At 62.4% G+C, this 21262-nt stretch carries 24 protein-coding genes; 15 read left to right on the forward strand and 9 right to left on the reverse strand.

Features of this window, described 5'->3' with window-relative positions; translation table 11 throughout:
• Positions 1 to 239 precede the first annotated feature (239 nt).
• The 4 genes from AC0L25_RS06130 to AC0L25_RS06145 all read right to left on the reverse strand — a co-directional run bounded on the left by AC0L25_RS06130 (position 240) and on the right by AC0L25_RS06145 (position 3794).
• A complete protein-coding gene (locus tag AC0L25_RS06130; RefSeq protein WP_473594654.1) occupies positions 240 to 977 on the reverse strand; it encodes a class I SAM-dependent methyltransferase in 738 nt (245 codons plus the stop codon).
• 88 nt (positions 978 to 1065) lie between these two features.
• The gene (locus AC0L25_RS06135) at positions 1066 to 1938 is read right to left on the reverse strand and encodes a lytic transglycosylase domain-containing protein (protein WP_473594655.1); all 873 of its coding nucleotides are present in this window, start codon (positions 1936 to 1938) and stop codon (positions 1066 to 1068) included.
• A gap of 4 nt (positions 1939 to 1942) precedes the next feature.
• A complete protein-coding gene (gene ispG, locus AC0L25_RS06140) occupies positions 1943 to 3196 on the reverse strand; it encodes a flavodoxin-dependent (E)-4-hydroxy-3-methylbut-2-enyl-diphosphate synthase (RefSeq protein ID WP_473594656.1) in 1254 nt (417 codons plus the stop codon).
• Between the two features lie 418 nt (positions 3197 to 3614).
• On the reverse strand, positions 3615 to 3794 hold the full coding sequence (locus AC0L25_RS06145; RefSeq protein WP_095495322.1) for a YdcH family protein: 180 nt from the start codon (positions 3792 to 3794) through the stop codon (positions 3615 to 3617).
• A gap of 239 nt (positions 3795 to 4033) precedes the next feature.
• Between AC0L25_RS06145 and AC0L25_RS06150 the strand changes: the two genes are divergently transcribed.
• The gene (locus AC0L25_RS06150) at positions 4034 to 4237 is read left to right on the forward strand and encodes a YdcH family protein (protein WP_077380473.1); all 204 of its coding nucleotides are present in this window, start codon (positions 4034 to 4036) and stop codon (positions 4235 to 4237) included.
• 34 nt (positions 4238 to 4271) lie between these two features.
• Here AC0L25_RS06150 and AC0L25_RS06155 read toward each other — a convergent pair whose 3' ends face one another.
• Positions 4272 to 5075 (reverse strand): IclR family transcriptional regulator, encoded by an 804-nt coding sequence (locus tag AC0L25_RS06155; RefSeq protein WP_473594657.1) that lies wholly within the window; start codon positions 5073 to 5075, stop codon positions 4272 to 4274.
• 120 nt (positions 5076 to 5195) lie between these two features.
• On the opposite strand from AC0L25_RS06155, the gene AC0L25_RS06160 reads away from it, so the two are divergent.
• The 11 genes from AC0L25_RS06160 to AC0L25_RS06210 all read left to right on the forward strand — a co-directional run bounded on the left by AC0L25_RS06160 (position 5196) and on the right by AC0L25_RS06210 (position 13051).
• The gene (locus AC0L25_RS06160) at positions 5196 to 6077 is read left to right on the forward strand and encodes a transporter substrate-binding domain-containing protein (protein ID WP_473594658.1); all 882 of its coding nucleotides are present in this window, start codon (positions 5196 to 5198) and stop codon (positions 6075 to 6077) included.
• Positions 6078 to 6149: 72 nt separating this feature from the next.
• Complete coding sequence (locus AC0L25_RS06165) at positions 6150 to 6815, forward strand: amino acid ABC transporter permease (RefSeq protein ID WP_473594659.1); 666 nt, start codon at positions 6150 to 6152, stop codon at positions 6813 to 6815.
• Between the two features lies 1 nt (position 6816).
• Positions 6817 to 7467, forward strand: a complete 651-nt coding sequence (locus AC0L25_RS06170; RefSeq protein WP_473594660.1) for an amino acid ABC transporter permease — start codon at positions 6817 to 6819, stop codon at positions 7465 to 7467.
• Between the two features lie 4 nt (positions 7468 to 7471).
• Positions 7472 to 8266 (forward strand): amino acid ABC transporter ATP-binding protein, encoded by a 795-nt coding sequence (locus tag AC0L25_RS06175; protein ID WP_473594661.1) that lies wholly within the window; start codon positions 7472 to 7474, stop codon positions 8264 to 8266.
• Between the two features lie 35 nt (positions 8267 to 8301).
• Entirely contained in the window at positions 8302 to 8763 is a 462-nt protein-coding gene (locus tag AC0L25_RS06180) for a RidA family protein (protein ID WP_473594662.1), read from the forward strand.
• A 24-nt stretch (positions 8764 to 8787) separates the two neighbouring features.
• Positions 8788 to 9993 (forward strand): aminotransferase class V-fold PLP-dependent enzyme, encoded by a 1206-nt coding sequence (locus AC0L25_RS06185; RefSeq protein WP_473594663.1) that lies wholly within the window; start codon positions 8788 to 8790, stop codon positions 9991 to 9993.
• Between the two features lie 101 nt (positions 9994 to 10094).
• Positions 10095 to 10592, forward strand: coding sequence for a 5-(carboxyamino)imidazole ribonucleotide mutase (purE, locus tag AC0L25_RS06190; RefSeq protein WP_473594664.1), 498 nt, complete (start codon positions 10095 to 10097; stop codon positions 10590 to 10592).
• Complete coding sequence (locus AC0L25_RS06195; RefSeq protein WP_473594665.1) at positions 10589 to 11665, forward strand: 5-(carboxyamino)imidazole ribonucleotide synthase; 1077 nt, start codon at positions 10589 to 10591, stop codon at positions 11663 to 11665. Before purE ends, AC0L25_RS06195 begins: the two co-directional genes overlap by 4 nt.
• Before the next feature lie 200 nt (positions 11666 to 11865).
• Positions 11866 to 11991, forward strand: coding sequence for a type B 50S ribosomal protein L36 (gene ykgO / locus AC0L25_RS06200; RefSeq protein WP_006327841.1), 126 nt, complete (start codon positions 11866 to 11868; stop codon positions 11989 to 11991).
• Between the two features lie 116 nt (positions 11992 to 12107).
• A complete protein-coding gene (locus AC0L25_RS06205; protein WP_473594666.1) occupies positions 12108 to 12692 on the forward strand; it encodes a tetratricopeptide repeat protein in 585 nt (194 codons plus the stop codon).
• A 155-nt stretch (positions 12693 to 12847) separates the two neighbouring features.
• The gene (locus tag AC0L25_RS06210) at positions 12848 to 13051 is read left to right on the forward strand and encodes a hypothetical protein (protein WP_473594667.1); all 204 of its coding nucleotides are present in this window, start codon (positions 12848 to 12850) and stop codon (positions 13049 to 13051) included.
• Between the two features lie 143 nt (positions 13052 to 13194).
• Here AC0L25_RS06210 and pyk read toward each other — a convergent pair whose 3' ends face one another.
• Both pyk and AC0L25_RS06220 read right to left on the reverse strand, forming a co-directional pair.
• A complete protein-coding gene (gene pyk / locus AC0L25_RS06215) occupies positions 13195 to 14631 on the reverse strand; it encodes a pyruvate kinase (RefSeq protein WP_473594668.1) in 1437 nt (478 codons plus the stop codon).
• Positions 14628 to 15074, reverse strand: a complete 447-nt coding sequence (locus AC0L25_RS06220; protein ID WP_473594681.1) for a DUF1036 domain-containing protein — start codon at positions 15072 to 15074, stop codon at positions 14628 to 14630. Before AC0L25_RS06220 ends, pyk begins: the two co-directional genes overlap by 4 nt.
• Positions 15075 to 15361: 287 nt before the next feature.
• Here AC0L25_RS06220 and AC0L25_RS06225 point away from each other — a divergent pair, with 287 nt between their 5' ends.
• From AC0L25_RS06225 to AC0L25_RS06235, 3 genes are all read left to right on the forward strand, one after another.
• Entirely contained in the window at positions 15362 to 16159 is a 798-nt protein-coding gene (locus AC0L25_RS06225; RefSeq protein ID WP_473594669.1) for an N-formylglutamate amidohydrolase, read from the forward strand.
• A 10-nt stretch (positions 16160 to 16169) separates the two neighbouring features.
• Positions 16170 to 16478 (forward strand): DUF1244 domain-containing protein, encoded by a 309-nt coding sequence (locus tag AC0L25_RS06230; RefSeq protein ID WP_473594670.1) that lies wholly within the window; start codon positions 16170 to 16172, stop codon positions 16476 to 16478.
• A 198-nt stretch (positions 16479 to 16676) separates the two neighbouring features.
• Positions 16677 to 17873 carry an MFS transporter gene (locus tag AC0L25_RS06235; RefSeq protein ID WP_473594671.1) on the forward strand — a complete coding sequence of 399 codons (1197 nt, stop codon included), beginning with the start codon at positions 16677 to 16679 and terminating at the stop codon, positions 17871 to 17873.
• Positions 17874 to 18030: 157 nt separating this feature from the next.
• Here the strand turns inward: AC0L25_RS06235 and AC0L25_RS06240 are convergent, their stop codons facing one another.
• Both AC0L25_RS06240 and AC0L25_RS06245 read right to left on the reverse strand, forming a co-directional pair.
• Positions 18031 to 18189 carry a DUF3309 family protein gene (locus tag AC0L25_RS06240; RefSeq protein ID WP_036267059.1) on the reverse strand — a complete coding sequence of 53 codons (159 nt, stop codon included), beginning with the start codon at positions 18187 to 18189 and terminating at the stop codon, positions 18031 to 18033.
• 118 nt (positions 18190 to 18307) lie between these two features.
• The coding region (locus AC0L25_RS06245; protein ID WP_473594672.1) for an efflux RND transporter permease subunit at positions 18308 to 21262 on the reverse strand (2955 nt) is incomplete at its 5' end.

The following is a 21262-nucleotide window of genomic DNA, read 5'->3' on the forward strand; positions in this document are numbered from 1 at the left end:
TAACATCGATTATCCGCATGCGCGATACATAATATGATTTCCTCCTCAGCATCCAAAATGCTGGCGAGGAGGTGCGATGCGTTCAGAACAGCCAAACCTGCGAGATGGTCACGAGTTGCATCGGTGGGCACGTCGCCAGCGCAGCGCCGCAATTGGCCGGTGGTGCCTTCGGATTATCCGCATGCTCAGTCGGTCACGTCAAAGGATCGGGAACCGCTCAAGGCGAAGCAACGTCCGGGCTAGCGCAGCCGGCCGATCGGAATGATTTCCGGTGATGTCGGACCATATGGCTCGCCACGCCAGTTGCCGAGCCATTCTTCGACGACCAGCCCGGTCTGGTCCAGCATCTGCGCAAGGCTTTCCTTTGCCGGAAAGGCTATTTTCGATTCGGCGCTGAGCACCCGCCCGCTGTCGGGGATTTCGTAGTGGGTCGAGTAAGTGACGACACCGGTAGCGGGATCGCGCCGGAAATCGTTCCACGCTCTTACCTTGCCCAATCCGGGATGACTGAGTTCCCGTTGCGACCGTCCCGGCGTCCATTCGAGCCATTCGTCCGTGGCCGGATTTCGCGTGTCGAAGATGAAGCGCCCATCGGGAGCCAGATGAGCAGCGATCGTGGCAAGCACCGCCTCTCGATCTTCCGGCGTGAGGAACACCTGGAAGGCGTGCCCGGTCAAAATCACTAGGTCGAAGCGTCGTCCGAGCCGGACGTTGCGCGCATCGGCCTCGACCCAGTCGACCCTCTGCCCGCCGGCTCTGCGGCGTGCGATGTCGAGCATCGCCGGCGCGGGATCGACGCCGGTCACGCTGCGCCCATCGGCGAGCGCGGCGGCCAATTGCCCGGTGCCGCAGCCGAGGTCGAGAACCGACCCGGCATCCCTGGCAAAGCCGACGCAATAGTCGAAGTCCACGCCGCCTTCATTCTCGATATCGTAGAACTGGACGAGGTCGGGATCGCTGTAGAGACGGTCGGTCATCGCGTGCCTATAGCTGGAGCCATGGAGCAGCAGGCTTGGTTAATCAAAACGCAGCTTCGATGGTTGTCGGGCAAATCGTCGGCACCCATCACCGATTCCGCACCACAATGCATGCACCGCCGACGCTTTGCAGTTTCTGGCAGATATTGTCGGCCTTGGCTTTGGAGTCGGCGCCGATCCGGACCGCATAGATGCCGCGCCTGCCGATTGGCGAGCGCACCCGGCTGACCACCGGGTTATGGCCATTCAGCAAGGCCGGAAACCGGCGCTTTGCACTGTTCCATTGATTAAGCGCCGCGGCGCGGCGGAAATTGCCGGCCACCTGCACGCCCCACGGCTTGATGTTGATCGACGCCATGGCCACGGTTTGGGACTTGATGACCGGCAGCCTGCGGCAGGCGACCGCGAAGCTCGCCTTCTTGTCGAGCGGCCGGATCGTGCCGGCATAGGCGGTGTCGGTGAACCTGTCGGCCGGCTCGCCCATGATGTCCAGAACGTAGTTTTCGGTCTCCATTGGCAGGAAGCCACCGGAACTCAGCCAGCGCGACACCCGGTTTTCACCGGCATTGTAGGCGGCGGCCGCCAGGCCCAGATTGCCGAAGCCGGTTTTCATCTCGGCGAGATATTTTGCCGAGGCCGGGATGGCCTGCTCGATGTCGAAGGAATTGGCGAGACCGCGTATCTTGGCGGTACCCGGCATGAACTGGGCTATGCCTTCGGCGCCGACCGGACTGACCGCATTGGGATCGAAGCGGCTTTCCTTCCAGATCAGCCGAGCAAAGAAATCCTTGGGCAGGCCGTTTTGATCGGCATGGGCCTCGATCAGATTGCAAACCCGGTCGAGCAGCCGCTGCTTGGCGGGGCGCGGCGGATCGGCGTGGACGGCTGTCGGCCAGCCGAGCCCGCCAAGCAAAACCAATCCACGAAGCAAAACCGGCGTCGCCCAGAGGAAGCGCCGCATCGACCTACTCCGCCGCAGCCTTGCCAGGTTGCCCAAACCGCTGCTCGATATAATCGGCGACCATTTTTTCGAAGCCGGCGGCGATCGAAGGGCCGCGCAGCGTCGCCGCCTTCCTGCCGTCGACGAACACCGGCGCCGTCGGCGTCTCGCCGGTGCCGGGCAGCGAAATGCCGATGTCGGCATGCTTGGATTCACCTGGACCGTTGACGATGCAGCCCATCACCGCGACCTTGAGGTTTTCGACGCCGGGATATTTTTCACGCCACACCGGCATGTTCTTGCGCAGATCCGCCTGGATGTTCTGGGCGAGCTCCTGGAACACGGTAGAGGTGGTGCGGCCGCAGCCGGGGCAGGCGGCGACGATCGGCACGAATTGCCGGAACCCCATGGTCTGCAGCAGTTCTTGCGACACTTGCACCTCGCGGGTACGGTCGCCGTTCGGCTCCGGTGTCAGCGAGATGCGGATCGTATCGCCAATACCTTGCTGGAGAAGGATGCCGATCGCCGCGGACGAGGCGACGATGCCTTTCGAACCCATGCCGGCCTCGGTGAGGCCGAGATGCAGCGCGTGGTTGGAGCGGGTGGCAAGCTCGGTGTAGACGGCGATCAGATCCTGCACGCCGCTGACCTTGGCCGACAGGATGATCTTCTCGCGGCCAAGGCCGATCTCCTCGGCCATTTCGGCCGAAAGGATCGCCGACTGCACGATCGCCTCGCGCGTTACCTCTTGCGCGGTCAGCGGAAAGCCTTGGCGCTGGTTGTCGTCCATCAGCCGGGTCAAAAGCTCCTGGTCGAGCGACCCCCAATTGACGCCGATGCGCACCGGCTTGTGGTACCGGATCGCCATCTCGACGATCGCCGCGAACTGCCGGTCCTTCTTGTCCTTAAAGCCGACATTGCCGGGATTTATGCGGTATTTGGCCAGCGCCTCGGCGCAAGCCGGATGGTCGGCGAGCAGCTTGTGGCCGATATAGTGGAAATCGCCGACCAGCGGCACGTTGATGCCGAGCCGTTCGAGCCGCTCGCGGATGGCGGGCACAGCGGCAGCACTCTCGTCACGGTCGACGGTGATGCGCACGATCTCGGAGCCGGCGCGATGCAGGGCCGCAACTTGAGCGACTGTCTGGTCGACATCGGCGGTGTCGGTGTTGGTCATCGACTGCACGACGACAGGGGAACCCCCGCCGACCATCACGCCGCCGACATCCACACCGACCGACGTGCGGCGCAGGAAGGGAGAAGAAAAATATCCGGTCATGGCCGGCTGCCTTTTGTTAGCGCCGAATTCCGGAATCGGTTTCCGGAAACAATCATGCGCAAAAATCAAAATACAGCGTCATTCGCGGGTCCGAAAGGAGGCGCGGCGCTGTAGAAGGTCCGGGCATGAGGTGGAGGAGCAAAGATGGCTTGTCAATGGCGGCAGGCAGGCAGACCTGCTAAATCGATAGCAGGAAGACGGCGCCAACCATTTGTCGTGTCCATGTCGCTCGAACAAAATAAAGGGGATTCCGGCGGCATGGCTGCCACCGGAAGGATGGTCGCGCGCCGAAAGGGGCGCAGCTACCCTGCGCATGTCCCCGAAAATCGGAATCGATTCGCTGGGGATCATGCGGCAAATCAGAAGTACTACAGCGTCCTTTGCGCGTGCAAATGACGCGCGGCGCTGTAGAAGAGCGTCAGTGCTTGGTCGGTTTCGCCTTCAGTTTTTCAATCTCGTCCTTGAGTGCCAGCTTGCGCCGCTTGAGATTCACGATTTCGAGGTCGTCGACCGATGGATGGTTCATCGCATCATCGATTTCGCGTTCGATGTCGCCGTGTTTCCGCTGCAGCTCATCAAGATGGGATGCAAGAGACATGATTGGTTCTCCCTTTCATGGTTTCCTCGATTGCAGCCGTCAAGACGCGTCCACCGCAAGTTCGCTTCTGTGACGGCATAATGACAGTGTGCCACTATCGGGCATCGATGTCGAATGCTGCGTGGTAGCATTCCACGACAATACGAAATGTGATATTGGCTGCGCGCCGGTGCAAGATACCTCCGGCCTCGCCCAATCAGGCCCATTTTTGGGCGCCGCAGACGTGCAGACGGTAGATAATGTCCGAACAGGAACAGGCTGATATCCGCCTCGAATATTCTCGGCTGAAGCAGGAGCACGCCGATTTCGACGCGGCCATCAACGCGATGATCGCCATGAACTGCGACCCTCTGCAGATCCAGCGCATGAAGAAGAAAAAACTTTTCCTGAAAGACCGGCTGATGGCGCTGGAAGACCGGATCATCCCCGACATCATCGCGTGAGCGAATCCCACTTACCGTTGCGGCAAAAACCTGCTCATCCGGTGATCGAAAGCCTCGCGGCGCGTTCGCGCAGCAGGGCAATGAGATTGCCGGTCTTCTCCTCGGAAGTGTCGATTGGAACCACCAGGCATATCGTCGCCTCGACCTTGCCGGCAGCTGAAAAGACTGGCGCGGCAAGGCATTTTGTATAGGCGTCGACAAGACCTGAGGTTACACAATAGCCGGCAGCCCCAGCCGTAGCGATATCGGCTATGAAGTCGTCCAGCAGCAATCTGCGGCCGTCTGGCAGGACGAGATCGTCCTCAGACACCATGTCTTCGATCACGGCCCGTTCGAAACCGGCGAGAAGCAACCGCCCGGATGCGGTCCAGGGAAGCGGTATCTGCAGACCTGTGGCCGAGCTGATCCGGAACGGCCTGGTGCCCGGGCTTGAATGGACAATCGTGTAGCGGCCGCTTTGCAGCATGCACAATTCGGATGTCTCGCCTGTTTCGCGCGACAGATTGTCGACTTCCTGACGCCCTCGCCTGAGCAGGTCGTTGCCGCGCACATAGTCCATTCCGTAGAGATAAAGCTTCTTCCCGAAATAGACCCGATTGCCGTCGCCGGCCATTTCCAGCAGGCCCGCATCCACGAGCGAGCGCACAAGCGTGTAGATCGTCGAGCGCGGCGCATTCACGCCCTTGGCGAGATCCCCAATCCCGATCGCTCGCTGGTTCGCGTGAAGAAACTCCAGAATATGCAGCACCCGGTTGAGACCCTTCTCGCGGGAGCCCGAAATCTTGTCTTCGTCCGGACCAGCGTCCGGCCGAACTGCCAGGGCATTGCCATCTTGCATTACTGATTCCTGATGTTAGTATCTGTCTTGTACAGGATACATGTGTCTTTTGTAAGAGACAATCCAGATCACTGATGCATGTATCGGCAAAGGGGAACACAACACGAAAAGGAGGTCGCCGTGAACGACACATCCAAAAGACGTGAATTTCTGAAACTGGGAATGGCCGGGCTTGCAACGGCCGGAGTGGTGGGCGCAGCAGCAACGGTCGATGTTCAGAAGGCGGCGGCGCAAGCGGCACCGGACAGCCTGCTGCGCACCGTTCTCGATCGCGGCAAGGTGATTGTCGGCACCGGCAGCACCAACGCGCCCTGGCACTTCGAAAACGATGCCGGCGAACTGGTCGGCATGGACATCACCATGGGGCGCATTCTTGCCAAGGGGCTTTTCGACGATACGACCAAGGTCGAATTCGTCATGCAGGATCCGGCCCAGCGCATTCCGAACGTGACCACCAACAAGGTCGACATCTCGATCCAGTTCATGACCATGACCGCCCAGCGTTCACAGCTGATCCACTTCTCCCGGCCCTATTACGTCGAAGGCATCGCCTTGCTGACCCTTCCGAACGCCGAAAACAAGACCTTCGACAAGCTGCTTGCCGGCGGTTCGGCGACGCGGATTTCCATCCTGCAGAATGTCGATGCCGAGGCAAATGTGCACATTGTCCTGCCGGAAGCGCAGGTGATGCAGATAGACACGCAGGCCAACGTGCTGCAGGCGCTGGAATCGAAGCGCGTCGACGGCGCCGCCGTCGATCTGTCGACGGTCCGCTGGCTCGCCTCGCGTAATCCGGACAAATACTTCGATGCCGGTAAGAGCTGGTTCTCGATGCTTTACGGCGCCGCACTTCGGCAAGGCGACCTCGACTGGCTGACCTTCGTCAACACGACCTTCACCACCGCCATGTTCGGCCATGAGACGGCACTCTACGACGCTGCATTCAAGGATTATTTCGGACAGGAGCCGCCGGCGCGCCACCCCGGCTTCCCGGTCATCTGATGCAAGCCGGCGGAAGGGCAGCGCCCTTCCGCCGGCCCTTCTCGTCGACAGCCCTCGATATGACAGGGACACATGGGCTATACCCTGAACTTCAACCTGATCTGGCGGCATTTCGACAAGCTCTGGGGCGGACTGCTGCTCAGCCTCGAGCTGGCCGTGATCTCCATCGCGATCGGCATCGTCATCGGGCTGCTTCTGGCCGTCTGGTACGTGTCGGCCGGGCGGCTGGTCCGGACCGCCATCGCCGCCTATGTCGAGTTCATCCGCAACGTGCCGCTGATCCTGCTCGTCTATCTCGTCTTCTACGGCCTGCCGACCGTGGTCGACATCGCCTACAGCGCGCAGACCTCATTCATTGCCACGCTGTCGCTCTATAGCGGCGCTTATCTGGTCGAGGTGTTCCGTTCGGGGCTCGAAGCGGTTCCGCGCGGACAGCTCGACGCCGGCAAGGCGATCGGCCTGACGCCATGGCAAAGGCTGGTCCATGTGCGCCTGCCGACGATGCTGCGCATAACGCTGCCCGCGCTTTCCAACACGTTCCTGTCGCTGTTCAAGGACACCTCCGTTGCCTCGGTCATTTCGGTGCCGGAGCTCACCTACGGCGCCCAGTGGATCAACTTCAACACCTTCCGGATCGTCGAAGTCTACCTTGTGGTGACGGCGATGTACCTCTTGACGGGCTACGCGCTTCTTTATGCGCTTCGGCTTGTCGAGCGCCGGTTCAGGGCGGCGCACTAGGATGCTTGGCCAGATCGCCTATGCCTTGCCCTTCCTGGCCCAGGGTTTTGCCGTGACGCTGTGGGTGTCGCTGCTGGTCGTGCTGTTGTCACTCGTCGCCGGCGTGATGATGGGCGTCGGCCTTGTCTATGGCCCGGCTCCGCTGCGCTGGGCAGTGCGCATTTTCAGCGACACTATTCGCGGCATTCCGATCCTGGTGCTCATCTTCTTCGTCTATTACGGCATGCCTGCCGTCGGCGTCCATCTGGAATCCTTCTGGGCAGCCGTGCTGGCGCTCACCCTGTTCAAGACGGCGCAGGTCATCGAATATCTGCGCGGTGCGGTCGGTTCCATACCGAAGGGGCAGTCGGAAGCGGCGATGGCGATCGGGCTGACCTTTCGCCAGCGACTGGCTTACGTCATCTTCCCGCAAGCGTTTAGGCGCTTCCTGCCGCCTTGGATCAATGGCGTCACCGATGCGGTGAAGGGCAGCGCGCTGGTCTCGCTGCTCGGCATCACCGACCTGATGCACGCCATCAACCAGGTCATCGGCCGCACCTACGAAGCGATGCCGCTCTACATCCTCGGTGCGGTCATCTACTTCGTCGTCAATTACGCCCTCTCCCTGGCCAGCCGACGGTTGGAGCGGCGTTTCTCCTTCATCCGGGAATAGCAAGATGTCCATCTCCCCGCCCGCCAATCCGGCGCTTCTCGACATCTCCGATGTTTCCAAATCCTTTGGATCCGTCGAGGTCCTGCGCTCCGTCAGCCTGCAGGTGACACGCGGCGAGGTGGTGACTGTCATCGGGCCTTCCGGCAGCGGCAAGACCACGCTGCTGCGCTGCGTCAACTTCCTGGAGAGCTACGACAGCGGCTCCATCCGCATCGACGGCAAGGAGGTCGGCTTCCGCGACGCGGGAACACGCCAGCGCCGCAGCGAGCGCGACCTCGCGAAGATGCGCGCCGAGACCGGAATGGTGTTCCAGAGCTTCAATCTGTTTCCGCACCTGACGGCGGCCGGCAACATCATGCTTGGCCTGCGCAAGGTGCGCGGCAAGAGCAATACCGAGGCCCGCGCCATTGCCGAGCACTGGCTCGGCCGGGTCGGCCTTGCCCACAAGGCCGACAGCCTGCCGGCCGAGCTTTCCGGCGGCCAGCAGCAGCGCGTCGGCATCGCCCGCGCCGTGGCGATGGAGCCGAAAATCCTGCTTCTCGACGAGATAACCTCCGCGCTCGATCCGGAACTCGTCGGCGAGGTGCTCGAAGTCGTGCGCAGCCTGGCCGAAGACGGCATGACGATGGTGATGGTCACACATGAAATGGCCTTTGCGCGCGACGCATCGAGCCGCATCGTCTTCATGGCGGATGGCGGCGTCAGCGCCGCAGGTCCGCCTGCCGAGATTCTGGGCACCGAGATCGATAATGAGCGTCTCCGCAGTTTCCTGGCGCGGTTTCGTGCCTCGCATTTCTGACATCGGACGGCGAAAGCTGTCGCAAGGAGCCTTTCATGACGCCTTACATCCGGCTCGCCGAATTGGGCCTGACGCTGCCCGAGCCGCCGACGCCGATCGCCAATTTCGTCACCCATGCCGAGAGCGGGCGGCTGCTCTTCCTCTCCGGCCAAGGGCCGCTGCGCGCCGACGGCACGCTTTGCACCGGCAAGGTGGGCGAGGATGTCACGGTGGAAGAAGCCTATAAGCATGCCCGTCTCACCGGCCTGAACCTGCTCGCCGTCATGCATGCCGCAGCAGGCGACCTCGGCCGCATCGTGCGCGTCGTCAAGCTGCTTGGCTTCGTCAACGCCATCCCGACCTTCAGCGATCACCCGAAGGTGGTGAACGGCTGCTCCGATCTTTTCGCCGCTGTCTTTGATAATATCGGCGGGCACGCCCGCTCGGCGATCGGTGTCGGCTCCTTGCCGGGAAACATCACCGTTGAAATCGAGGCGGTCGTCGAGATCGCTGCCTGATATCTACCAATGGGATCTCTAGAGATGAAAACCTATTCCGCAAACGGCTCCAACACGACAATCCGCCAACGGCTCGGCCTTCGGCCGATCATCAATGTTTCCGGCACGATGACGGCGCTCGGCGCCTCGATCATCGTCCCGGAAGCGATCGCCGCAATGTCGGAAATCGCGTCGCAGTGGGTGGAGATGGACGACCTGCAACGCGCCGCAAGCACGGTCGTCGCGCGCCTCACAGGGGGCGAGGCTGGCTTCATCACGGCTTGCTGCGCCAGCGGCATCACCATGGCGATCGCCGGCACGATGACCGGCACCAACCTTCTCGCGATCGAGCGGCTGCCGGACGACATCGAGGGCCTCAAGTCGGAGGTCATCGTCCAACTCGGTCATATCGTCAACTACGGCGCGCCGATCGACCAGTCGATCCGGCTTGCCGGGGCCAGAACCGTATCGGCCGGCACAGTCAGCGTGACGCAGGATTATCATGTGCGCGACGCCATCCGCGAACGCACCGCGGCAGGCCTCTACGTCGTTGCCCATCACACCGTGCAATACGGCATGCTCTCGCTCGAGGAGTTTTGCGAGATCTGCCACGCCAAGGACGTCCCGGTGATCGTCGACGCCGCCTCCGAATACGATTTGCGCGGCTTTCTCGCATGCGGCGCCGACATCGTCGTCTATAGCGGGCACAAGTTTCTCAGCGGACCGACAAGCGGCATCGTCACCGGGCGCAAGGATCTGGTGCGGGCCGCCTATCTCCAGAATCGTGGCGTTGCGCGGGCGATGAAGGTCGGCAAGGAAAGCATCGCCGGCACCATGGCGGCACTGGAGGCCTGGGAGCGGCGCGACCATGCCGGGATCCGCAAGCGGGAGGAAGCGGCGCTCAATCTGTGGAAGGAGACATTGCAAGGCATAGCCGGAATCGGCGCCAAGATCATCCCTGATCCGACCACCAACCCGCTCGACCGCCTGCAGGTTTTCGTCCGTCCGGAAAGCCGCTTCAGCGCCGCCGGCCTCGCCTCGGCGCTGGCGGCCGGCTCGCCCCCAATCATCGTGCGCAACCACGAGGTTGAGCGCGGCCATTTCTTCCTCGACCCGTGCAATCTTCATCCCGGCGAGGCAGAAATCGTCGCGGAGCGCCTACAGGCCGTGTTGAACGCGGCAGAGCGTCCGGCGGATGCCATGAAGTCGGCCCGCAAGGATAGCGCCGGCGCCTTGCGCTGGCCGGATTAGGTAACTGGCGCGTTGTGCCCAAATGCTGCGCCGAGCCATGGTATCCTTGCCGTCGACCCAGAATTCCGCTAATGCGCGCCTTTCCCGCCGGGAGCAGAAGCTTGGACAATCATCGCGCCGACGTCGCCATCATCATGGGCAGCCAGTCCGACTGGGCGACGATGCGCCACGCCGCCGAAACGCTGGAGGCGCTGGGCATCCCGCACAAGCGGCTGATCGTCTCGGCCCATCGCACCCCCGACCGGCTCTATGACTTCGCCAAGGGCGCCAAGGCGGCCGGTTTTCGGGTGATCATCGCCGGCGCCGGCGGTGCGGCGCACCTGCCCGGGATGACGGCGGCGATGACGCCGCTCCCGGTTTTCGGCGTGCCGGTGGAATCGAAGGCGCTTTCCGGACAGGACTCCCTGCTCTCCATCGTGCAGATGCCGGCCGGCATTCCGGTCGGCACGCTGGCCATCGGCAAGGCGGGCGCCACCAATGCCGCCCTTCTGGCCGCGGCCGTGCTGGCGCTGACCGACGAAAAGCTCGCTGCCCGGCTTGACGCCTGGCGCACCGCCCAGACCGCCAGGGTCGCCGCCGAGCCCACGGACACGCCATGAGCCTGCCCGCAGGATCGACCATCGGCATCGTCGGCGGCGGCCAGCTCGGCCGCATGCTGGCCATGGCCGCCGCCCGCCTCGGCTACCGCATAGTCGTGCTGGAACCGCAGCCGGATTGCCCGGCGGCACAGGTCGCCAACCGGCAGATCACCGCCGCCTATGACGACACGGCTGCGCTCGCCGAACTGGCGGCAGTCAGCGCCGTCGTCACCTATGAGTTCGAGAACGTGCCGGTCATGGCTGCCGGCGCGCTTGCCGTCACGGTTCCGGTCTATCCGCCGCCGCGCGCGCTGGAAGTGGCGCAGGACCGGGTGGCGGAGAAGAAATTCCTCAACGGCATCGGCATTCCCACGGCAGATTTCTGTCCCGTCGACAATGACGACGAATTGACGGCGGCGCTGAAAAAGTTTGACGGCAGCGGCATATTGAAGACGCGGCGCATGGGCTATGACGGCAAGGGCCAGCGCGTCTTCCGCAACATGGAAACGGGCGGCTTTGCCGGCACCTGCGAGACGATGGGCAACGTGCCGCTGATCCTCGAATCCTTCATCGACTTCGAACGCGAGATTTCGGTGATCGCAGCGCGCGGCATGGACGGTTCGCTCGCCGCCTACGATGCGGCAGAAAACGTCCACCGCGACGGCATCCTGCACAGTTCGACCCTGCCGGCCGGGATAGGGTCCGAAACCGCCGCTGCAGCGCAGGCGGCGGCGGCAAAAATACTTGCCGCACTCGACTATGTCGGCGTCATCGGCATCGAGTTCTTTGTCCTTGCCGACGGCGCGCTGCTGGCCAATGAGATCGCCCCGCGCGTCCACAATTCCGGCCACTGGACGGAAGCCGCCTGCATCGTCTCGCAGTTCGAGCAGCACATTCGCGCCGTCGCCGGCCTGCCCTTGGGAAATCCCGGCCGCCATTTCGACTGCGTCATGGAAAACCTGATCGGCGATGATGTCCTGCGTGTCCCGGCCCTGCTCGGCCAGCCCGATCTGATGCTGCATCTCTACGGCAAGGCCGAGGCGCGTCCCGGCCGCAAGATGGGCCATTTTACGCGAATGAGCCGTCACCGTTGAGGGCTATTGGACGGCGTCGCTGTAACGCCGTCGATGGCAGAAACTCAAATCCGCCACACTAGCTTCGTCCATGAAGCACGCTTGCGGTTGACACGGACAAGGCTCCTCGTTTATGAGCCACGCACAAGTTGAGAGGCGCGCTTTCCGAGCGCGCCTTAATAATTCGGCCCAAGACCGGGCCCAGACCGACGGGCAAGACCATGAAGATCAAGAATTCGCTCAAGGCGCTCAAGGCGCGTCACCGCGACAACCAGCTGGTTCGCCGCAAGGGCCGCGTTTACATCATCAACAAGACCGCTCCGCGCTACAAGGCGCGTCAGGGTTGAGGCTTTTCGCGTGGAGGCGCCTGCCTCCGCGCCTGCTTGATGTAATTTGCCGGCCTGCCGGCCCTTTCACGCTAAATTCAGTTTGACGATCCGCTGTCCGGGGTTAGATTCCGGTCATGCGGATTCTTTTTGCCCTCTTCGCGGCGCTTTTTCTTTTCGGTTCCGCCTCGCTTCCGGCCCAAGCGGAAGATGCGGTCGCCCCTCCGGTTGCCACGACCAGGGAGGCAAGGCTCGACCAGCTGTTTGTCGACCTGAAGCGCGAGCGCAATGAAAAAGCCGCCGAGCGCATCGCGGCTCGCATCTCTCACGAGTGGTCGCAATCCGGCAGCGCCTCGATCGACCTGATGATGCAATGGTCGCAAAAAGCGGCCGAAGACAAGAAGTTCGACGTGGCGCTCGACTTCCTCGACCAGGTGGTGACCTTGCAGCCGGCCTTTGCCGAAGGCTGGAATCGGCGCGCCACCGTACATTTCATGATGCATAACTTTGGGAAATCGATGGCGGACATCGACCGCACGCTGCAGCTCGAGCCGCGCCATTTCGGCGCCCTGTCCGGCCTGGCGCAGATCATGGCCGTAACCGGCCACAAGCAGTCGGCGCTGGAAGCCTGGCAGCGCGTGCTCAGCATCTATCCGATGCTGCGCAGCGCCCAGGATCAGGTCGGCACGCTTTCGGAAGAACTTGCCGGCGAAGGTATTTGATGCCGACGGGCCAGTGCGCCTGGAATGCGACGCCCCGACGGCAATTTCAACATCTTTGTTGCTCTTGCGGTGGTCATCTCGCTACACCTATCTCGGCTCTTGTCGGTGAGCGCGACGTGTGGTTTCCTGTCCAGGATTACAGTGGTTAGGCAATCATGATTGCAGCTTATATCGACGAATTCATAATGTTTTGCGTCGGCCTATGGATGTCGGGCATCGGCTACGGGTTCCTTCAGACGCCAAACCAACCCCAGGCTGGACAACGGGCCTGGTTGGCACGCCTTCCCAGCCATTTCAAATGGATGGGGCCGCTCTTGTTGATAATCGCGATTGTACTCGCGATCGCCTCACCGACTTGATTCGCTTACAGGCCGCAAATCGCTTCTGGTCCCATAGAGGCGAGGCTTCAGCTTGGTGAATTCGCCTGTGAGCGGCTTAAAGCCCATCGCGTTTGAAAATTTGTGTTTATCCCAAGATCGCTGCGCATCTTGGGCGATTTGCATTAGCGTCTCGCCTGCACGTCCGACCCGACATAGGCGATGCGCAGCATGTTGGTGGAGCCCGGCGTCCTCAGCGGTACACCGGCCGTGATGATGACGCGGTCGCCTGGCTTGCCGAACCCTTCATCCAAAGCGATGCGGCAGGCGCGGTCGACCATGTCGTCGAGGTCGATGGCATCGGGCGAGACGACGCAATGCGTTCCCCACAGAAGCGACAACCGCCGCGCGGTGTTGACGATCGGCGATAGCGCAACGATCGGCACCTGCGGCCGCTCGCGCGCGGCACGCAGGCCGGTCGTGCCCGACGCCGTATAGCTGATGATCGCCGACAGTTTCAGCGTCTCGGCAATTTCGCGGGCGGCAAGCGAGATGGCGTCGGCGCCGGTCGCTTCCGGCTCCGAGCGCTGCGCATTGATGATGCCGGCATAGGTCGGATCGGTTTCGACCTTGCTGGCGATGCGGTTCATCATCGCTACCGCCTCGACCGGGTAGGCTCCGGCCGCGGACTCCGCCGAGAGCATGATGGCGTCGGCGCCTTCGAACACAGCGATCGAGACGTCCGACACCTCGGCGCGGGTCGGCACCGGCGCGGTGATCATCGATTCCAGCATCTGCGTGGCGATCACCACCGGCTTGCCGGCGCGGCGCGCGGCGCGGGTGATCTGCTTCTGGATGCCGGGCACGGCTTCGAGCGGCATTTCGACGCCGAGATCGCCGCGGGCAACCATCAGTGCATCCGAAAGTTCGATGATCTCGGCCAGCCGGGCGACGGCCTGCGGCTTTTCGATCTTGGCCATGATGAGCGCCCGGCCCCGTGCGATCTTGCGCGCTTCCGCCAAATCCTCCGGCCGCTGCACGAACGACAGCGCCACCCAGTCGACGCCGGTGGCCAGCACCGCATCGAGGTCCCTGCGGTCCTTTTCGGTCAGCGCGCCGACCGGCAGGTCGGTGTCGGGCAGGCTGACGCCCTTCTTGTCGGAGATGCTGGTGCCGGCGACGACGGTGCAGACGATCGCCTTGCCGTCGCTCTTCACCGCCTTCAGCTCGAGCTTGCCGTCGTCGATCAAAAGGCGGTCACCGGCCTCGACCGATCTTAGGATTTCGGGGTGGGGCAAATAGCACCTGGTCGAATTGCCGGGCTCCGGATTGTCGTCGAGCGTGAAAGTCTGGCCGAGTGTCAGCGCCTCCTTGCCGCTGGCGAATTTGCCAACGCGCAGCTTGGGCCCCTGCAAGTCGGCGAGAATACCGATCGGCCGGCCGACTGCTTTCTCGACTGCGCGGATGCGACCGACAAGTGTGTGCATCAATTCATGATCGGTGTGGCTCATATTGATGCGAAACACGTCAGCGCCGGCTTCGAAGAGCTTCTTCAGCATGTCCTCGGAGGAGGAGGCCGGACCGATGGTGGCGAGTATCTTGACCTTGCGGCTGCGTCTCATTGACTATTTGTTCCCGGGGCGGCTGGAACGCCCCCCGTTGCGGGGTCATCGGTCAGCTGGACCATCCAGCTTGCCTGCTCGCCCGTGTCATATTCCTGGAATCCGGCGCGCTGAAAGCCCCGGGCGACGCAATCGGTAACGCCGGCGATCTTGAACTCTTTTTCGGCCACGCACATGTTGATCGGGCCATCCCAGCGCCCGCCGCGCTCGGCGTCTTCTGCATAAAGATAGTAAAACCTTGATGACAGCGGCCCTTCAATCAGCGTCTTGCAGCTCGATCCCTCGATATGCCACCAGCCCTCGGTGATCCAGCCGGCCTTGGCGCGATAGCCGATGCCGACGCCGACCAGGTTCTGCGTAGCGTTGCAGACACGGAAATCGGCGCGCGCCGGCGAGGCAGCAAGCATCGCGGCGAGGCCTACAGTAAGGGTCAGGAGCGGCATGGCGAAGGCATAGCGCACGCGCGGCCTGCCGGCGGAACCCATCCTGAAATCCCTCAAGAACCACATTTGCATCTCTCAACGCCCCTTTTCGGAAAAGTCCGGGCGCATGTCAACGCGCCCTTTTGCTCAATTCCAATCGATTTAGAAAGGCTTCGGCGCACGGCCCGTCGCCCTCTGCCAGATTTCCGCAGAAACCGTGGCCAAACGACGGCATTGCGCAACCGTCGCCTTCGTGGAATGACGATACCACCCTCCCCGGAAGCCAGCGAACAGACCATTTCCCGCCGATGACCCGATCCACAGTTTTCGCGCCTTTCGACATCGTCGAAGGCGACCGCAAGCGAGGCATCGTGCTCCTGGCCGATCACGCCCGTCGCGACTTGCCGGAAGAGTATGGCAGCCTCGGCTTGCCGGCGATGGAATTCGACCGCCATATCGCCTACGACATCGGTGTCGAGACGGTGACGCGCGAACTGGCGGCTTTGCTCGGCGTGCCGGCGGTACTCGCCAACTTTTCGCGACTTCTGATCGATCCCAATCGCGGCGAGGACGATCCGACGCTAATCCGCCAACTCTATGACGGCACCGTCATTTCGGGAAATTATCCACTTGCCTTGAAGGAACGTGAAAGGCGGCTCGACCGCTTCTATCGGCCCTACCACGATGCGGTCGGCGCCATGATCGCCTCGGTGGCACAGGCTTCCTCAAGCGCCCCCTTCATCTTTTCGGTACATTCCTTCACCCCGTTCATGCAGGGATTCGTGCGCCCCTGGCATGTTGGAGTCTTGTGGGATCGCGACGACCGGGTGGCGCGACCGCTGATCGACATGCTCGCCGAGGACAAAAGCCTTATCGTCGGCGACAACGAGCCCTATGACGGCGCATTGCGCGGCGACACCATGTTCAGGCATGCCATCGTCAACGGCTTTGCCCATGCGCTGATCGAAATCCGTCAGGACCTGATTGCCGATCGGAAGGATGCAGTCGCCTGGGCCGAACGGCTGGCGCCGATCGTTGACGCGATCAACCGCCGCCCCGATATACATCAGGTCAAACGATTCGGCTCGCGCACCGGGCCGCTGTAAGGAGGTTTCGATGACCGAACTCAGCGACGAGCAAAAACGCGATTTCGAAGCCGCCGCCTTCCGCCGGCTGGTCGCGCATCTGCGCGAGCGCACGGACGTACAGAACATCGACCTGATGAACCTCGCCGGCTTCTGCCGCAACTGCCTCTCCAACTGGTATCGCGACGCCGCGGAGGCCGAGGGCCTCGCTCTCAGCAAGGACCAGTCGCGCGAGATTGTCTACGGCATGCCCTATGCCGAATGGCAGGCGCTCAACCAGACCGAGGCCTCCGATGCCAAGAAGGCGGAGTTCGAGGCAAGACGCCCCAGGGATCACTAAGACCACGATCCCGAAAAGTGGAATCCGGTTTTCGGATAAGATCATGGTCGAACAAAAAGCCCTGTCCCGATCGGCTCTCATCAACCTCGGGTTCGAGCGAGCCGCTTGGCCCAAGCACTTCCAAGAACGAGCGCTTGACTGAGGATTGAATCGATCTAATTTGCCGCGCGAAGCCATTTTCGCATCGGATTCTAGACGATGGACACGCCAAAAATCATGCAGACCGCCATTCGTGGACGATGGGCCGTGGCGGCCATCTTCCTGGCCAATGGTTTTCTGACCGGCGCCTGGGCGCCGCAGATCCCGGTGGTCCTGACCCGGCTGGATATCAGCAAGTTTACGCTCGGCCTGTTGATCCTGCTGTTCGGCGCCGGTGCGGTCACAGCCATGACCTGGTGCGGCCACTTGATCTCCAGGCATGGTTCGCGCACCGTGCTGCGCTGGTTCGGTCTGATCGGCAGCTTCGGCCTGCTGGTTGTGGCGCTTGCCCCCAACGTGCCGCTGGCGGCCATCGCCATGTTCATCTTCGGCGCTTCAATCGGCGGCATGGATGTCGCCATGAACGCCAATGCGGTCACGGTGGAACGGCGGTTGTCCCGCGCCATCATGTCGTCCTCGCACGGCTTCTGGAGCCTTGGCGGTTTCGCCGGCGGCGCGCTCGGCGGGTTCGCCATCCAGAATTACGGCCATCTCGCCCATGCGGCGGTGGTAACCGCTCTTGCCTTTGCCATGATCGCGGTGGCAGTTCGCTACCTGATCGCCGAGGGCAAGCCGCCCCAAGGATCATCAGGGATTACCGGACATCGCAAATTCGCGCTGCCTGGAAATCCGCTGGTCTATCTGGTCGGGCTGATGGCGCTGATGACGATGATCTCCGAGGGTGCGGTGCTCGACTGGGCGGCGCTTTACCTGCAACAGGAACTCGGTACTGACCTCGCCATAGCTGGTTTGGCCTACGCCGCTTTTTCCGGCGTCATGGCCGTCATGCGCTTCGTTGGCGACGGGGTCCGCAACCGTTTCGGAGCCGTAACGACGTTGCGGGTCTCGGCCCTTGTCGCCGCCGCCGGCATGCTGGTGGCCGGGCTGGCGCCCTCACCCTGGCTCGCCATCTCAGCGTTTGCCTTTTGCGGCTTCGGCATCGCCAATATGGTGCCGATCCTGTTTTCGGCCGGCGGCAATCAGGAAGGCATGTCGTCCGGCACCGGTATGAGCGTCGTCACCACAATGGGTTATTCCGGCATTCTGGTGGCGCCGTCGGCGATCGGCTTCATCGCCGAGCATTCGAGCTTCAGTCCGATCTTCGTCGCTTTGTCGGGGCTGCTGGTCGTCGTATTTTTGATGGCCGGGCTTGCTCACCGCGCCGAATTTTCTCCCGAGCCCGCACCGGCGGAATAGCGCTTCAACTCCTCGTAGGAAATCCGCGGCACGGCCAATGCGCGCGCGCTCTCCGAAGCGAAAGCTCGGAACGACCTGCATCAAATCAAATGCTACAGCGCTGCGAGTCCTAAAGGACGCGCAGCGCTGCACTTTGTCGAGTGCACCAAATTCCGGCTCAAATCCTGCCCATCAGCAGCAACACCAAGAGGACGATCAGGATGACGCCGACGATGCCGGAGGGACCATAACCCCAGGAACGCGAATGAGGCCATGCCGGCACCGCGCCGATCAGAATGAGGATCAGAATGATGACGAGAATGGTGCTGAGCGTCATGAGAAACTCCCCGCTTTGAGGTGTTGCATGACAGACAATGCAAAAGGCCGCTTGGTTGTTCCCGGCGGCCTTTTCTTTGCGCGTTCAGAATACGCGCGGCGCTCCAAGCAAAGTTGGCCTATTCGGCGGCCTTCGGGAAGGCGATCGCCGGCTCGTCAAGCGAGCTCGGTCTTGCGGAGGTCTCTACAGTCGCACCGACTGTCTTGCCGCGCCGGAACACCCGACGGAAGAATGCATAGAAGCGGCTGTTCTTACTACGCGTGAACACCATCAGCATCGACGGTGTGACCACCAGCGTCAGCAAGGTGGCGAAGGACAGGCCGAAGACGATCGCTGAGGACAGTGAAATCCACCATTGCGTCGACGGCGCGTTGATCGTCGTCTCGTGATGGAAGATTTCGAGACCGAGGCCGAAAGCGATCGGCAGCACGCCGAGGATCGCCGACACCGCGGTCAGCACGACCGGGCGGGCACGTTCACGGCAGGTCTGCAGCACCGCGTCCATCTTGTCCCAGCCTTCTTCACGCAGCCGGTCATAAGTGTCGATCAGCACGATGTTGTTGTTCACCACCACACCGGCCAGCGCAATGACGCCGATGCCCGACATGACGATGCCGAACGCCTCTCCAGTCAACAGCAATCCCAGGAACACACCGACCGTCGCCATGACCACACAGGACAGCACCAGCCAGACGCTGGTGAACTTGTTGAACTGCATCAGAAGCACCAGGAAGATCAGGAAGATCGCGGCACCGAAGGCCTTGCTGAGGAAGGCACTGGCCTCGGCGCTGTCCTCGTTCGAGCCGGCAAGCTTCCAGCGTATGCCGCTGCCGAGATCCATATCGGTGACAGCCTGGGTGACCTGCTGCTGGACAGAAGCGACTTGCTCGCCGGCGGCGACGTTGGCCTGGACGACCACCGTGCGCGCGCCGTCGATGCGGTTGAGGATGCCGACGGTCGGCTCAGGCTTGCGCACGACGAAATTCGAAATCGGCACCGACCCTTGCGACGTCTGCACCCTGAGATCGTCGAGTGTCGACAGCGTGCGCCGGTCCTCGGGCAGTCGCAGCCTGATGTCGACGGCGTCGTCAGCACCGGCTGGCCGGTATTCACTGAGCTTCAGCCCGTTCGTCACCAGCTGCACCACCGTTCCGACCGAGGTCGGGCTGATGCCGTATTGCGCCGCCTTGGCGCGATCAACGTCGAGCGCCCAGTCGACGCCGGGTGGCGGCAGGCCGTCTGAAATATCGATGACGCCTGGCACCTTGGCAATGCGCGCGGCGACGGCGCGCGCCTTGTCGTCGAGACCTTTCGGGTCGACGGCCGAGAGCCTGATCTGGATCGGCTTGCCGGTGGGCGGGCCGGCCTCGGGCACGCGAACTTCGACGTCGACGCCGGGAATGCCGGCCATGACGCCGCGCAGTTCGTCCAGGATGGCGTTCGCCGATTTGCGCTCGCGCCAGTCGACGAACTCGTACTGGATCACGCCGACCACGTCTTCAGGAATGTCCTGGCCGCCGCCTTGCGTCTTGCCGACACGGGTATAGACCGATTTCACGCCTGGCCAGCCAAGAAGTCGGTTCTCGGCGGTCTTCGTGGCGGCATCCATTTCGGCGAGCGAAAGGTTGCCGCGGGCGTGCACATAGAGCAGGCCGTAGTCAGGCTCGACATTCGGGAAAAACTCGACGCCGGCGCCATATTTCGAATAGGCAAAACCGACACCGAACAAAAGGCCGACGGTGAGCAGAAGCACGGTGATGGGAAAGCGCACCGCCTGCTTGACCACGGCCATGTACCAGCCGTCGCGGTTGTCATTCTCGTGATGCGGCGGCGCCTTGGCGAACAAGGCGCCCAACGCCGGCGCAAAGACCAGTGCGTAAAGCATCGAGGCCGAGAGCGTGACGATCAGCGTGATTGGCATGTATTTCATGAAGTCGCCGATGATGCCCGGCCAGAACAGCAGCGGCGAAAAGGCGGCGATGCGCGTCATCGTCGCCGCGATGACCGGACCGGCCATGCGCTTGGCGGCAAGCTCGAAGGCCTGTGCCTTAGGCATGCCTTCGCTCATGCGCCGCTCGGCGAATTCGGTGACGATGATGGCGTCGTCGACGAGCATGCCGACCGCCAGGATGAGGCTGAACAGCACGATCATGTTGATCGTGTAGCCCATCATGGCCAACAGCAGGATGCCGATCAGGAAGGACGATGGAATGGCGAGGCCAATCAGCAGCGATGCACGGCCCGACAGTGCGTAGAGAATGACGATGAACACCAGGATCACGGCGATCATGACGTGGTTCTGCAGATCGCCGAGCAACTGGTTGACGAAGACCGACTTGTCCTGCGTGTAGGTGACGTGCATGCCTTCCGGCATGGTCTTTATGAAGGCATCGGACACGGTCCTCACCTGGGCGATCGTGTCGATCAGGTTGGAGCCGATGCGCTTCTTCACCTCGATGGCGATCGCCGGCTTGCCGTCGAGACGGGTCACCGTCTCGGCGTCCTTGAAGGTGGAGCGGACGGTGGCGATATCCTTGGCCTGCACGACGGCATTGGGGCCGGCGACGATCGGAAGCGCCGCCACGTCCTCCGGCGTTTCGATCAGCGACGGCACCTTGACAGCGTATTTGCCCTCGGACCCTTCAATGTTGCCGGCGGCGACAAGACTGTTGGAATCGCCAACCGCACCGATCAGCTGCTCGAGCTGCAGCCCATAGGAAGACAGTTTCATCGGATCGATGACGACTTCGACGAGATCGTCGCGCGCACCTTGCAGCGAGCCTTCCAGCACGCCCGGCACTTCCTCGATGCGGTCGCGCAACTCGCGCGCCGCCGCCGTGAGCATGCGCTCGGGCACCTCGCCCGACAGCGTCACGACAAGGACAGGGAACTCGGAGACGTTGACTTCGGAGACTACAGGCTCCTCCGCTGCCTGCGGCAGGTCGGCCTTGCCGTCCTGGACCTTGCTGCGTGTGTCCTGCAACGCCGTCGCCAGATCCGTCTGCGGGTGGAATTCGACCAGCACGTAACCGCCACCCTGGAAGGCGGCCGAACGCATCTCCTTGAGACCTTT

Source organism: Mesorhizobium sp. WSM4813 (assembly GCF_055811555.1).